This is a genomic window from Streptacidiphilus neutrinimicus (assembly GCF_000787815.1).
In the GTDB taxonomy this organism is placed as follows: Bacteria; Actinomycetota; Actinomycetes; order Streptomycetales; family Streptomycetaceae; genus Streptacidiphilus; species Streptacidiphilus neutrinimicus.
Map to the genome: position 1 here is coordinate 77348 of NZ_BBPO01000002.1, position 13491 is coordinate 90838.

The 13491-nt window shown below is 72.3% G+C and carries 12 protein-coding genes and 1 tRNA gene; 7 read left to right on the plus strand and 6 right to left on the minus strand.

Translation table 11 applies throughout. From position 1 onward, the window contains the following. Window positions 1-82: 82 nt before the first annotated feature. The gene (locus tag TR48_RS01735; RefSeq protein ID WP_042364004.1) at window positions 83-1735 is read right to left on the minus strand and encodes an MFS transporter; all 1653 of its coding nucleotides are present in this window, start codon (window positions 1733-1735) and stop codon (window positions 83-85) included. 309 nt (window positions 1736-2044) lie between these two features. Here TR48_RS01735 and TR48_RS01740 point away from each other — a divergent pair, with 309 nt between their 5' ends. After that, window positions 2045-2611 (plus strand): winged helix-turn-helix domain-containing protein, encoded by a 567-nt coding sequence (locus TR48_RS01740; RefSeq protein WP_042364005.1) that lies wholly within the window; start codon window positions 2045-2047, stop codon window positions 2609-2611. Window positions 2612-2656: 45 nt separating this feature from the next. On the opposite strand, the gene TR48_RS01745 is transcribed toward TR48_RS01740, so the two are convergent. Next, complete coding sequence (locus TR48_RS01745) at window positions 2657-4294, minus strand: ABC-F family ATP-binding cassette domain-containing protein (protein WP_042364006.1); 1638 nt, start codon at window positions 4292-4294, stop codon at window positions 2657-2659. A gap of 229 nt (window positions 4295-4523) precedes the next feature. Continuing rightward, the gene (locus TR48_RS01750) at window positions 4524-6908 is read right to left on the minus strand and encodes a thiamine pyrophosphate-binding protein (RefSeq protein ID WP_084728693.1); all 2385 of its coding nucleotides are present in this window, start codon (window positions 6906-6908) and stop codon (window positions 4524-4526) included. 171 nt (window positions 6909-7079) lie between these two features. On the opposite strand from TR48_RS01750, the gene TR48_RS01755 reads away from it, so the two are divergent. Next, complete coding sequence (locus TR48_RS01755; RefSeq protein ID WP_042364007.1) at window positions 7080-8201, plus strand: MBL fold metallo-hydrolase; 1122 nt, start codon at window positions 7080-7082, stop codon at window positions 8199-8201. A gap of 31 nt (window positions 8202-8232) precedes the next feature. Here the strand turns inward: TR48_RS01755 and TR48_RS01760 are convergent, their stop codons facing one another. Then, window positions 8233-8751, minus strand: a complete 519-nt coding sequence (locus TR48_RS01760) for an ATP-binding protein (protein ID WP_084728714.1) — start codon at window positions 8749-8751, stop codon at window positions 8233-8235. A 238-nt stretch (window positions 8752-8989) separates the two neighbouring features. Here TR48_RS01760 and TR48_RS01765 point away from each other — a divergent pair. Then, window positions 8990-9072: transfer RNA gene (locus TR48_RS01765), tRNA-Leu, on the plus strand. Window positions 9073-9148: 76 nt separating this feature from the next. On the opposite strand, the gene TR48_RS01770 is transcribed toward TR48_RS01765, so the two are convergent. Next, window positions 9149-9409: a hypothetical protein gene (locus TR48_RS01770; protein WP_236651964.1), complete on the minus strand. Its 261-nt coding sequence runs from the start codon at window positions 9407-9409 to the stop codon at window positions 9149-9151. Between the two features lie 184 nt (window positions 9410-9593). Then, entirely contained in the window at window positions 9594-9998 is a 405-nt protein-coding gene (locus tag TR48_RS01775) for a helix-turn-helix domain-containing protein (protein ID WP_042364008.1), read from the minus strand. Between the two features lie 267 nt (window positions 9999-10265). On the opposite strand from TR48_RS01775, the gene TR48_RS01780 reads away from it, so the two are divergent. The 4 genes from TR48_RS01780 to TR48_RS01795 all read left to right on the plus strand — a co-directional run bounded on the left by TR48_RS01780 (window position 10266) and on the right by TR48_RS01795 (window position 13430). Next, window positions 10266-10484 (plus strand): hypothetical protein, encoded by a 219-nt coding sequence (locus tag TR48_RS01780; protein WP_042364009.1) that lies wholly within the window; start codon window positions 10266-10268, stop codon window positions 10482-10484. Between the two features lie 65 nt (window positions 10485-10549). Next, window positions 10550-10768: a hypothetical protein gene (locus TR48_RS01785; protein ID WP_042364010.1), complete on the plus strand. Its 219-nt coding sequence runs from the start codon at window positions 10550-10552 to the stop codon at window positions 10766-10768. 85 nt (window positions 10769-10853) lie between these two features. Next, entirely contained in the window at window positions 10854-12698 is a 1845-nt protein-coding gene (locus TR48_RS01790; protein WP_042364011.1) for a zinc metalloprotease, read from the plus strand. Between the two features lie 36 nt (window positions 12699-12734). After that, on the plus strand, window positions 12735-13430 hold the full coding sequence (locus TR48_RS01795; protein WP_042364012.1) for a hypothetical protein: 696 nt from the start codon (window positions 12735-12737) through the stop codon (window positions 13428-13430). The last annotated feature ends 61 nt before the right edge of the window (window positions 13431-13491 follow it).

A 13491-nucleotide genomic window follows, 5' to 3' on the forward strand; every position in this document is an offset into this window, starting at 1 on the left:
GGCGCGCTGAGCCTGCGCGGGACACGCGAACGGCGCGGCGACCGGCGTGATCGGCGGCCGCCGCGCCGTTCGCGCGGGGACGTCAGCCCTGGTCGGTGGTGGCTCCGCCGGTGGCCGGGGTGCGGCCGTGGCGCATCAGCAGGGCGACGACCAGCCCGGCCGCGCCGCAGCCCGCGGCCAGCAGCAGGCCGTCCTGGTAGCCGGCGAACCCGTACAGCGAGGTCACCGGGTGGAAGCCGCCCGTCGTCGCCTCGGGGACACCGGTGATCTGCACCTTCACCTGTAGCGCGTGCCCGGCCAGGAACGCCGTCAGCGCGCCCGTCCCCACCGAGGTCGCCAGGCTGTTGACGACGCCCAGCATGCCCGCGCTGATGCCCTGCTGGCGGGCCGGGACGGCCTCCATCATCAGGTTCGGGCAGGCGGCGTAGAACGCGCCGAACCCGATGCCGAAGACCGCCGCGAACAGCCCGTACTGCCACGTGGAGTGGGGGAAGTACGCGTACAGCACCGTGGAGAGGGTGAACGTCGCCATCGCGACGACCAGCGGCAGGCGTGGGCCGGTCTTGCGGGCGAGCTCGCCTGCCCCTGCGCCGGAGAGCATGCCGACGCCGCCCGAGTAGACCGCGGAGTAGTAGCCGTAGGCCAGCAGCGACGCGCCCAGGCCGAAGGCGAGCGTGGAGTTGAAGACCGTGTGGAACAGCGGGGCCATCGCGGGCGGCAGCGTCTGCCCGGCCCCGCCCGACAGCGCGACCTGGAGGATGCTCGCGTGCAGCTGCTGCTCGTTCGGGGTCTGCAGCATGTAGGGGATGCTGTAGCCCTGGATGCCGATGACCATGCTGCCGAGCGAGGCCGCGCCGAGGATCATCAGCACCCGTGGCGACATGAGCAGCCGCGGATCCATGATCGGCTGCTCGACGACCCGTTCCACCAGCAGGAACGCGACCAGCATCGCGAGCCCGCCGAGGAGGTAGCCGAGCGAGTCCAGCCGGCCCCAGCCCCAGGTGGTGCCGTTGGAGAGGTAGACCAGGATCAGGCCCACGCCGCCGCCGAGCAGCAGCGCGCCGCCGATGTCCAGGCGCTGGCGGGTGCGCAGCGTGGACTCCGGCACCACCAGCCACATCAGCGGCACCATGACACCGACGAAGACGAGCAGGAACCAGAAGAGCCAGCGCCACCCGTGCGCGTCCACCAGCGAGCCGCCGATCAGCGGCGCGGCCAGCGCCGACATGCCGAGGCCGGTGGCGATGACGCCGATCGCGGCCGGGATGTAGCGGCGCGGCAGGATGTCGCGGAACAGACCGTACGCGACGGTCGGGGCGGAGATGGCCACCGCCTCCAGCCCGCGGCCGACCAGGAAGACCCACCAGGTGTGGGTGAGCGCGCAGATCAGCGTGCCGACGGCGAAGGACACGCCGGTCAGCAGCATCGTGCGGCGCTTGCCCCACAGGTCGGACAGCTTGCCCAGGAGCGGAGTGGTGGCTCCGCCGACGAGGCCGAAGATGATGACCATCCAGCTGATGTTCGCGCCCACGCCGGGAAAGCTCGGCGCGATCTGGCGCGCCGCCGAGGCGACCATCGTGTACTGCAGCGCGGCGATCTCGGCGAAGAGCACGACGACCAGGATGACCGCGAAGACGCGCAGGCGTGAGGCGCCGTCGAGGCGGTTGGTGGATTCCGGTTCGGGTTCCGGCTCGGGTCTCGGTGCCGGGTCGACACTCGTAGGTGCGGATGTCACAGGGCGGCTCCTAGGGTCCAGAGTGGCTCCAGGGTGGGTGGATCCGGCCACGACGGAGGCCCGAGCTGGGGCGTCCGCACCGTGTATCTAACAGCCCGTCAGAAAGAAGGGAAGAGCGGCCACGGCCACGATCTGGTTCAATGGCCCCATGGACAACGTCCTCGAACCGTTCTGGCCCTCGCGCCAGCAGTTCCACTTCGACCAGACCTGTCGCCGCTCGACCGGCGCGCAGGCCTGAGTCCTTCCTTACTCCGGGCCATTCCGCGCGCAGACGCCGCCCCGTCCCTTTCGCGCGAATCGAGTCCTGCCATGTCTGTTCCCGTGCTGAACCCTGCCCGTCCCGCCGCGCCCCGGCTGCGTTCGGTCAAGCCCGACGAACCCGTGCGGCCCGGCGTGTACCGGCTGCCGCCGCACCTCGTCACCGAACTCCAGCTCGACGCCGAGGTCGGAACGCCGCTGGTCGGCTATCTCGTCCTCGTGCCCGAGGGGGTCACCCCCACCCTCGGCGTCGCGCCCGCCCCCAGCGCCGCACTGGCACCGACTTCAGTGCCTGTGCCCGTGCCCGGGCAGCCCGCCGTGGCGGACACCGACGGCCTCGCCATCGACCGCGAGCTCCGCACCGTCCACCTCGACGGCGTGCAACTGGACCTCACCTACCTGGAGTTCGAGCTCCTGGCCCATCTGGCCGCGTACCCGCACCGGGTGCACACCCGCGACCGCCTCGTCGAGGCGGTCTGGGGCTACGGACACGTCGGCGACGGCCGCACCGTCGACGTCCACGTGGCCCGGCTCCGCCGCAAGCTCGGAACGGCTTACCGGGGACAGATCGTGACGGTCCGTCGGGTCGGCTACAAGTACGTGCCGCCGGTCCGCTGAGGACGTCGACCGTGTCGCGCCCTGCCCGGCGCGCGGGCGGACGGCTCAGCTCTCGCTGGTCCGTCCGTCCGCGACGTGGATACGGCGGTTGGTCTCCACCGCGTCCAGCATCCGGCGGTCGTGGGTGACCAGCAGCAGCGTGCCGTTGTAGGACGCCAGCGCCGACTCCAACTGCTCGATGGCGGCGAGGTCCAGATGGTTGGTCGGCTCGTCGAGCACGAGCAGGTTCACCCCGCGGCCCTGGAGCAGCGCCAGCGCCGCGCGGGTGCGCTCACCGGGGGAGAGCGTCGCCGCCGGGCGCAGCACGTGCACCGCCTTGAGGCCGAACTTGGCCAGCAGGGTGCGGACATCGCCGGGGGAGAGGTCCGGCACGGCCGCGCCGAAGGCGTCCGCGAGCGGCAGCTCGCCGTGGAAGAGCGCGCGCGCCTGGTCCACCTCGCCCACCACGACGCCCGGGCCGAGCGCCGCGTGGCCCGCGTCCAGCGTCAGCCGGCCCAGCAGGGCGGCCAGCAGCGTCGACTTGCCCGCGCCGTTGGGGCCGGTGACCGCGATCCGGTCGCCCCAGTCGACCTGGAGGTCCACCGGCCCGAAGGTGAACTCGCCGCGCTTGACCTGCGCGCCGCGCAGCGTCGCCACCACCGCGCCCGCCCGCGGAGCGGCGGCGATCTCCATCCGCAGCTCCCACTCCTTGCGCGGCTCCTCGACCACGTCCAGCCGCTCGATCAGCCGCTGCGTCTGCCGCGCCTTGGCGGCCTGCTTCTCGGTCGACTCGGTGCGCATGGCCTTGCCGACCTTGTCGTTGTCAGGCGACTTGCGGCGGGCGTTCTTCACGCCCTTCTCCATCCAGGCGCGCTGCATCCGCGCCCGCGCCTCCAGGCCCGAGACGGTGTCGGCGTACTCCTCGTACTCCGCCCGCGCGTGCCGCCGGGCGCGCTCGCGCTCCTCCAGGTAGGAGGCGTAGCCGCCGCCGAAGTGGTTGACCTGCTGCTGGTGCAGGTCCAGCTCCAGCACCGCGTTGACGGTGCGGGTGAGGAACTCGCGGTCGTGGCTGACCAGCACCGTCCCCGCGCGCAGGCCCTGGACGAAGGCCTCCAACCGCTCCAGACCCTCCAGGTCCAGGTCGTTGGTGGGCTCGTCCAGCAGGAACACGTCGTAGCGGGAGAGCAGCAGGGAGGCGAGACCCGCGCGGGCGGCCTGGCCGCCGGAGAGCGAGGTCATCTCCTGGTCCAGCCCGACGGCCAGCCCCAGCTCGTCGGCGACGGCCTCGGCGCGCTCCTCCAGATCCGCGCCGCCCAGGTCCAGCCACCGGTCCAGCGCGACGGCGTACGCGTCGTCCGCGCCCGGCGTCCCGTCGACCAGCCCCTGCGTCGCCTCGTCCAGTGCGGCCTGGGCGGCGGCGACCCCGGTCCGGCGGGCGAGGAACGCCCCCACCGTCTCGCCGGGGCGCCGGTCGGGCTCCTGCGGCAGGTAGCCGACGGTCGCGCTCGGCGGGCTCAGCTTGATGCTGCCGCCCTCGGGAGTGTCGACCCCGGCGAGCAGCTTCAGCAGCGAGGACTTTCCGGCGCCGTTCACCCCCACCAACCCGATCACGTCGCCGGGGGCGACGACCAGGTCCAGTCCGGAGAACAGCACGCGCTCGCCGTGTCCGGCGGCAAGGTCTTTGGCGACGAGAGTGGCAGTCATCAGGCCCGTAAGCCTACCGGTCGTGCGCGGGCGGGGTTTCGCTCCGGTAGGTGTGCCAGCAGGACCACGGGCGTGCCGAAGTAGAGAATGCTCGGCTCGATCACCAGATGACGTGTGGTTGCGGCGGCGGTCGTCATACGGCCGAGCGTACGAGCGGGAGACTTCGGCGCGGCCCGAAGTGTCGGGCGATGGTCCGGGGGCAGCGGGTGGTCCACCCCCGGACCAGGGATCACTCCGCCAGGCTGAGGGCGGCCAGGGCCGCGTTGACGATCGAGCCGGCGTCCAGGTTGTTGATCTCGTAGAGGTCCGCGACCGTGCCCGACTGGCCGAAGGCGTCGACGCCGAGGGGGACCGTCGGAACCCCGAGGGCGGCGCCGAGCCAGGCCATGGAGTGGGAGGCGGCGTCGTGGACGGTGACCAGCGGGGCGTGGCGGTCGGCGCCGAAGGCGGCGCGCAGTGCACCAGGGGAGTCCGGGGTCCGCGCGGTGCGGTAGCCCGCGCGCAGGGTGCGCTGCCACTCGCGGTAGAGCAGGTCCTGCGAGGTCACGTCGACGACGTGGGCCGCGACGCCCTCCTCCGCGAGCTCCGCCGCGGCCGCGAGGACCTCCGGCAGGACCGCGCCGGAGGCGGCCAGCCGGACGACCGGCGCGCCGGGGCCGACGCCGGACGCGTCCACCAACCGGTACGCGCCCGCCAGCACCTGCCGCCGCAGCACCGCCTCGCCCAGACGGGCCCTCGCCGCCTCGAACGGGGACTGGTCCAGCGGACGCGTGGTGAGGCGGAAGTAGTGCGCCCCGCCCTCCCCACGCGCGACCTGGCCGACCGCGTCGCACAGCAGCCAGTCCAGCGCGCCCGCGAAGGCCGGCTCCAGGGTGACGGTGTTCGGCAGCTCCAGGCCCACCGAGGGGGTGATCGTCGACTGGTGCGCGCCGCCCTCGGGGGCCAGCGTCACACCCGACGGCGTGCCCGCGACGATGAAGCGGGAGCCCGAGTAGACGGCGTAGACGAACGCGTCCAGGCCGCGCAGCACGAACGGGTCGTAGACCGTGCCCACGGGCACCAGCGGCTGGCCGGACAGGTCCCAGGACAGGCCCAGCTGGCCGAGCAGCAGGAACAGGTTCATCTCGCTGATGCCCAGCTCGATGTGCTGCCCCGTCGGCCCCTCGGCCCAGCGCAGCACCGGGTCGCTGTTCCAGGCCCGGCGCTCGACCGGCGCGAAGACGCCGGTGCGGTTGATGAAGCCGGCCAGGTTGGTCGAGGTCGCGACGTCCGGCGCGGTGGTGACCAGCAGCGGCGCGAGCTCCGGCTGCCGGGACAGCTCCGCCAGCACGCGGCCGAAGGCCTCCTGGGTCGACAGCGGCTTGGCGGTGCGCAGCCCGCTGGACGCCGGGACGGCGGGTGCCGTGGGCGCGGGCGCGGCCGGGCGGGCCAGCAGCCGGGCGCGGTCGGCCGCCAGGCGGCCCGCCGGGGTCGCCGGGTCGAGGCGGTCCCACTCCGTCGCGGCGGTCAGCCCGTGCGCGGTGCGCAGCTCGTCCACCTGAGCGGTCGTCAGCAGCGCCGAGTGGTTGCGCGGGTTGCCGGCCGTCGGCAGACCCCAGCCCTTCACCGTGTAGGCGAACACCACGCTCGGCCGGTCGTCGACCGCGTCGCACTCCGCGTAGGCCTCCAGCAGCGAGCCCAGGTGGTGGCCGCCCAGGTCGGTCACCAGCATCGCCAGCTCCGCGTCCGGGATCCCCGCGCAGAAGTCGGCGACGGACTGCGGCGCGCCGTCCAGGAACTGCTTGCGCACGTCCCGCGCGGGCAGGCCGAACAGGGACTGGTAGTGCTCGTTCGGCATGGTGTCGATCCAGGCGCGCAGGGCCTCCCCGCCCGGGCGCGCGAACGCGGCGCGCAGCCGGCGGCCGTACTTCACCTCGACGACGTGCCAGCCCGCGGCGGCGAACTGCGCCGTCCACTGGGCGATGCGGACGCCCGGAACCACCCGGTCGAGCGACTGCCGGTTGAAGTCGACGATCCACATGACCTTGCCGAGGCCCTGCGTGGCGTCGTCGGCGACAGCCTCCCAGATGTTGCCCTCGTCCAGCTCCGCGTCACCCATCAGGGCGACGAACCGCGAGGCGGGGCGCGGGCCGAAGTGGGCGTCGACGTAGCGGCGGGTCGCGGCGGCGAAGAGCGGGGCGGCGGGGCCGAGACCGACCGAACCGGTGGAGAAGTCGACCCGGTCCGGGTCCTTCGTGCGGCTCGGGTAGGACTGCAGCCCGCCCCGGGCGCGCAGGGTCGTCAGGTAGGAGCGGTCCAGCTCGCCGAGCAGGTACTGGACCGCGTGGAACACCGGCGAGGCGTGCGGCTTGACGCTGACCCGGTCCGGAGCGTCGAGGTGGGCGAACCAGAGCGCGGTCATCGCGCTGACCAGGCTCGCGCTGGACGCCTGGTGCCCGCCGACCTTCACGCCGTCGCCGGTGGCGCGGTCGTGGTTGGCGGCGTCGACGACGCGGGTGGCGAGCCAGAGCACACGCTGCTGGATCTCGTCGAGCAGCTCCAGGTCCGCCGCGTCCGGGGTCGCCGTCGCGGGGGCCGTGGAACCACCGTCGAGAGGATGAGGGTGGTGATCCATGCCAGCAGAGTGCCCGACGCACCGCGGCCTGTCACCCGTACGGCGGCGCAGGTCACACGAGTGATGGCCGGACTCGGGAACAGCGGCTTCCGGTCGACCGTTCCCGAGGTGCGTCGTTGTGTCGTCGCGGTGTCGTTGTACGAGAGCACGGAGCAAGGAGAGGGCCGGGGCATGGGACTCAACCGGGCGGGGAGGATCGCCGCAGGGCTGGGCGTGGCGGGAGCGACGGCTGCGGCCTGGGCGGCGCGCGAGGTGGCGGTCGCCTTCGGCGGCGACCCGACCTCCGGCGGGCGCGCCGAACGCCTCAGGGACTCCCCGCAATACCGCGACGGCGTGTTCCACAACCCGCCCGGCCCGGAGCGGACGGGCGAGTTCTCCCGCCCCGACAGCGGGGGCGTCGCCCGCGAGCTGCTCTTCGGCAAGCAGCAGCGCAAGCCGTCGCGCCCGATCCCGCTGGTGCGCGACCTCGCCGCCGAGGCCAGCGAGGATCTCGCGGTCACCTGGTTCGGCCACTCCAGCGCGCTGGTCGAGATCGAGGGGCAGCGGATCCTGCTCGACCCGGTCTGGTCCGAGCGCTGCTCCCCCTCCCAGTCGGTCGGCCCGCGCCGTCTGCACAGCCCGCCGGTCGAGCTGGAGCGCCTGCCGGACGTCGACGCCGTCCTCATCTCGCACGACCACTACGACCACCTCGACATGCACACCGTCCGGGCCCTGGCCCGGCTGCAGGACGTCCCCTTCGTCGTCCCGCTGGGCGTCGGCGCGCACCTGGAGCGCTGGGGCGTGCCGCGCGGCCGGGTCATCGAGCTCGACTGGGACGAGTCGGTCGAGGTCGGCGGCCTGCGCCTGGAGTGCACGGCGGCCTACCACTTCTCCGGCCGCGGCTTCCGCAACAACGGCACGCTGTGGAGCTCCTGGGCGATCGTCGGCGCGGAGCGCCGGGTCTTCTACAGCGGTGACTCGGGCTACTTCGACGGATTCCGCAGGACGGGCGAGCGGCTCGGCCCCTTCGACCTGACGCTGATCCAGATCGGCGCGTACAGCGAGCACTGGCCCGACATCCACATGACGCCCGAGGAGGGCCTGCGGACGCACCTGGACGTGCGCGGCGGGCTGCTCGTCCCGGTCCACTGGTGCACGTTCGTGCTGGGCCTGCACGACTGGTCCGAGCCCGTGGAACGCCTCTGTGAGGCCGCGGACGCGGCCGGTGTCACCCTCGCCGTCCCCCGCCCGGGCGAGCGCATCCTCGCCGCCGCGCCCCCGAAGCTCGACCACTGGTGGCGCTCGGTCGTCTGAGGTGCGAGCCCCCGCCCCGGAGGGGTTGCTGTCAGGCGCCCAACCGGGGCCGGGGGATGGGGAGTTCAACCCAGATGATCTTGCCGCCGCGCGAGGTGCGTTCCACGTCGCACGAGCCGCCCGACTCCGCGGTGACCGCCTTGACGAGGAGGAGGCCGCGGCCGCCGAGGCGGTTGAAGTCCTCGGATAGGGCCTTGGGGCGGTAGGGGTGGCTGTCCTCGACCGAGACGCGGACCCAGCCGTTGGCGAGGACCACCTCGACCACCAGCTCGGGGGAGAGCAGCGCCGCGTGCCGCACCGAGTTGGTGACCAGCTCGGAGACGATCAGCAGCAGGCCGTCCAGCAGGTCCTGGTACGCCGGGCCGGCGATGCCCTGCGCCAGCAGCAGGTCCCGGACGGCGTGCCGCGCGTGCGAGACGGTGATGTCCACCGCCGGTGCGGCGAAGCGCCAGACGCCCTCGACGCCGGGCGGCGCTGTCACATCCGCGCCGACCGGGACGGTCCCGGTCGCGAGAGGAGGTTCGCAGGGCTGGTCTCCGCGGACATGCATGGTTCGTTCCGCCATCCTCGGCTAGCAGTGGTCGTCGCTCCTGGGCAGAGAGGTCGTCCTATCACAGCCTTGTCCTGCCCACCCGGCGGCGTCAGCGCACAAAGTGACCGAAGATGCACGTTCCGTGTCCAAAGCCAGCTTCTGGCGACGCTTTCCGACCGGAGGGCGGGTGGTCGGGAGCACTCTGTTTTCTTGGTATTGTTGTGCACGTCAGCGCGGGGAACCGCGCAGGCCACCAGCGCGGGTGGCGGAATGGCAGACGCGCTAGCTTGAGGTGCTAGTGCCCTTCGGGGCGTGGGGGTTCAAGTCCCCCCTCGCGCACGCTGGAAGCAATCAGCCCTCCCGGTTTTTTGACCGGGAGGGCTGATCGCGTTCCGGTGACGGACCGTCAGTACCGTCAGTCCGAGTGGACGGTCAGCACCGCGCCGTCGATCTCGATCCGACGGGTGCGGCTGATGTCCCCTCGACGAAGGGCGTCGAGGCAACGGCGGAAGAGGATCATCTCCTCACCGTCCAGGACCGCCGCGGCGACGTCCAGCACCGGTCCGAGGGCGTCCTCCGTGAGCTCCGCCGGCAGTTCGCCCGAGAGCAGGATGACGGACTCCCCGGTACGGCCCCTGACCACCGCGGTGGTGGGGCCTCCTTGCACGACCAGCACGTGTCCCCCCTGGCCTTGTTGCCAACGTTCGACAAGGGGCCGCCGAAGGCGGAGATCCCTGTTGGCAGAGAACGCTAAACCCAGAAGGGTGCTTTGGCCCCCGGCAATCGCCGTATTCGCTCATTCCGGTCGTAATCGGGCGCTGGCGCAACCGTTTCGGGCAGCGCGGCGTCCTTATCCGACTTCAGTCCGAAGCTTCACTCTCGCGGCTGTCGGAGCTGCCGGCGTCGCCGGGGTGACGGCTGCGTTCGAGCAGGGATTCGACCAGCGCGGCGACATGGCGCCGGTTCTCCGGCGACAACTGCTGGACGCTCGCGATCAGCACGTCGACCTCGGGGTCGGGCGCCGCCTCGTACAGGTGGATCCCGCACGCCTCGGCCGCGGCGCGGCGGATGGTGTCCAGCGGCAGCTCCAGTCCGCGGGCCAGGCCCTCCAGCGTCGCGGGCTGGGGCATCCGCACCAGACGGTCGCTGGTGGCCAGGTGGTGCACCGTGGAGCGGGGGATCTCGCCCCGACGGGCCACGTCGCCGTAGGACCAGCCCTGCCGATCCAGTCGCTCTCGCATGAGCGCCTGCAGTGCGTCGGACACCCTGCACCCTCCCTCGTGTTCCACTCGGGCCGGCCGAACCAGGTCCCACCGGCGGTCGTGCGGCCTCGATTCTAGGGCGATCACGTCTTTCCGGGCTGGTTCACCGCCGCTCACCTGCACATTTCTCTCTGTTGCGAGTCTGTTACAGAGAGTCGCCAGAAAACCCTTGCGCCACGGATCGTCACGCGACTACTGTCCAATCTCGTTGGACAAGGCGTCCGACGGAGTTGGACGGACGCCACCGCTACCGCACCCCAAGGGGGAGTCATGAGCATGGACATTCGCGAGCTGGACGCCGAGTCGGGCGAGCTGCTGCCGGGCCGTGAGGCGCTCGGTCGGCTGAAGTTCAACTTCACCCGGACGACGAACGTGACCAAGCACGTCGCGGTCGTCAACGCCCACAACCACTCCAGCGCCCTGAACATCGGCTCGGAGGACGCGACCGCCGCCGCCGCCGCGTCGCAGTCGATCACGATCCACCAGTAGTCCGTACCGCAGTAGTCCGCGCACCACCCCACACCCACCGCTACACATCACAGAGGGAGAACACCATGAGCATGGACATGCACGAGCTGGACGCCGAGTCGGGCGAGCTGCTGCCGGGCCGTGAGGCGCTCGGTCGGCTGAAGTTCAACTTCACCCGGACGACCAACGTCACCAAGCACGTCGCCGTCGTCAACGCGCACAACCACTCCAGCGCGCTGAACATCGGCTCCAACGGCGCGGACGCCGAGTCCGAGGCCGCGCAGTCCATCGTCATCTCGCAGTAATCCAGGCACCAGACACACGACCGCGGCGTGGGCCGGCCCGGGGGAGGAGGAGCCGGCCCACGCCTACGGGGAGGACATACGCAAGATGACAGTCACTGTGGAGACCGAGGTCGCGGTCGTCCCCGGTCCAGGTGGCTTCGCCACGTCCGTGCAGCCGCCGTTCCCGTCAGGTCCGGTGTTCCCCGTGCCCCGGCTCTCGGCTGGGCTGCGGCTGCACGGCGAGTACCAGGGGTCGGGTTTCACCGAGCCCCGGTACATCGCCCGCCGTGGAGACGGCCAGGTGGTGCAGTTGTCCCGGCTGCTCCACCTGGTCGCCGGCGCGATCGACGGGGAACGCGACACCGAGGGGATCTCACACCGCGTCAGCGGCCTTTTCGGGCGTGAGGTCAGCGAGGAGAACGTCGCCTACCTGATCGAGAACAAGCTCATCCCGCTGGGCGTCACCGTCCCCTACGGCCAGGAGGACGACGAGGTCGACGCCCCGCGCTCGGACCTGCTGCTGGCCCTGAAGGGCCACCGGGTCCTCTTCGACGAGCGGCGCGTCGCCCGGATCGGGCGCTCGCTGGCCTGGCTGCACCGTCCCGCGGTCGTCGCGGTGGTGCTGCTCGCGGCGGTCGGCATGGACGTGTGGCTGTTCGGCTACTACGGGGCGATGACCCCGGTGCTGAACGTGCTGGACCAGCCGGTGCTGCTGCTGGTGGTGTTCGCCCTCACCGTCGCCTCACTGGTCTTCCACGAGTTCGGCCACGCCTCGGCCTGCCGCTACGGCGGCGCGAGACCCGGCTGCATCGGCTGCGGGCTGTTCCTGATCTGGCCCTCGATGTACACCGACGTGACCGACGTCTACCGGATCGGCCGGGCCGGCCGGATCCGCACCGACCTCGGCGGCGTCTACTTCAACGTCGTCTTCATGCTCGGCCTGACCGGCTGTTACCTGCTGACCGGCCAGCCGTTCTTCCTCAGCGCCGTCTACCTCGGCCACTTCGAGGTCCTGGAACAGCTCATGCCGGCCGTGCGCCTCGACGGCTACTACATCCTCGGCGACCTCGCCGGCATCCCCGACCTCTACGGCAAGATCCGCCCGATCGTGCAGAGCATGATCCCGGGCCGGCCCGTCCCGCCGGAGGTGAGGGACCTCAAGCGCTCGGCCCGCGTCATCGTCACGACCTGGGTCTGCACCATGGTTCCGCTGCTGCTGGGCGACCTCGGCTACGCGATGTGGAACCTGCCGCGCATCCTGGCCACCGGCATCCGCTCGCTGACCGAGCAGCTCTCCGGCACCGCGGACGCGTTCGCGCACGGCCAGATCGCCGAGGGAGCCGTCGGCCTGCTCGGCTGCCTGATGCTGATCTGCCCGCTCGCAGGCATGGCCTACCTCTCCATCCGGCTGGCCGGACGCCTGCTGCGCGCCGCCCGCCGCGCCACCGACGGCCGGCCCCGCCTGCGCGCCTCCCTGTGCGCGCTCGGCCTGGTCGCCGCGGGGGGCCTGTGCTGCGCCTGGTTCGTCGGCCTCACCCCGAAGCCGCTGCCGGCCCAACCACCCATCGTCCCCGTGCTCCAACCCGGCGTCCCCACGGTCGAGCCGACCCCGCCGGTCACCCACCACGGGCACGGTGGCGGACCGAGCGGCGACCCGACGCCCGGCCCGAGTTCGAGCCACAGCCACTCCGGCGGCGGCCTGACGCCGAGCAGCTCCGCGTCGGCGTCGGCGCGGCCCTCCGTCAGCCCCTCGGCCACGCCCACCCCGCCGACGACGACCAGGACGTCCCCGAGTGCGACGCCCACCGTCGTCGCGACGACGCCCCACCCCACCACCGTTCCCACGACCAGCCCCTCCGCGACGCCGACGGCGTCCCCCACCACGTCCGCCACGGCGCCTCCCCCGCCCACGACGGCCGCGACGAGCGCCGGCACCGCGGCGCTCAAGTAATCCCAGCAGCCTGTTCACAGCGAGGAGCAGCACACGATGGAGCTCAATCCGCACCGCAAGATCCGCTCGCGGGTCGGGGCCGCCCGCCGCGCCGTGCGCGTCGGCCTGATCGCCACCGCAGGGCTCGGCGTCATCGGCGGGACCGCCGGCGTCGCCCAGGCCGTCGGCGGCCCGTCCGGCGTCGCCCTGGCGAGCGACGGCGCGCACACCCTGGCCGACCGCGCCCACGAGACCCGCTTCCAGGACTCCTTCACCGTCCACCAGTACGGGACGCTGTACGCCGCGAGCGCCCGCAACCAGGCGCAGGCGATCTCCGCCTACTGCTCGCCGCACGACCCCTGCCGGTCGGTCGCGCTCTCCTTCCAGATCGTGACCATGGCGGGCACGAACATCCACCTGAACGCGCTCAACCTGAGCAAGGCCGAGAACGTGCACTGCTCCGGGTGCCAGACCCTGGCCGGCGCCTACCAGTTCATCGTGTCCACCCCGCGTCCGTTCACCCTGAGCGCCACGGCGGAGCGGCAGCTCGCCGAAATCCACCGCAAGCTGGACGCGCTGGGCCGCTCGACCGCGCCCACCGCCGAGCTCAAGAGCCAGGTGGACGCTCTCGCCGCCCAGGTGACGGCGATTCTCAAGGCTGCCGCGGCCACCGCACCGAAGGGCCCGGGCGTCTCCGCCCTGGACCAGATGGAGCCCGAGGTGACGGTGCACCGGGTCTTCGACGAGCACTGACCCGAGTCGCGGCGGACGACGGCGGGGCGGGGCCGCCCGGGGGGGGCCCGCCCCCCCCCCC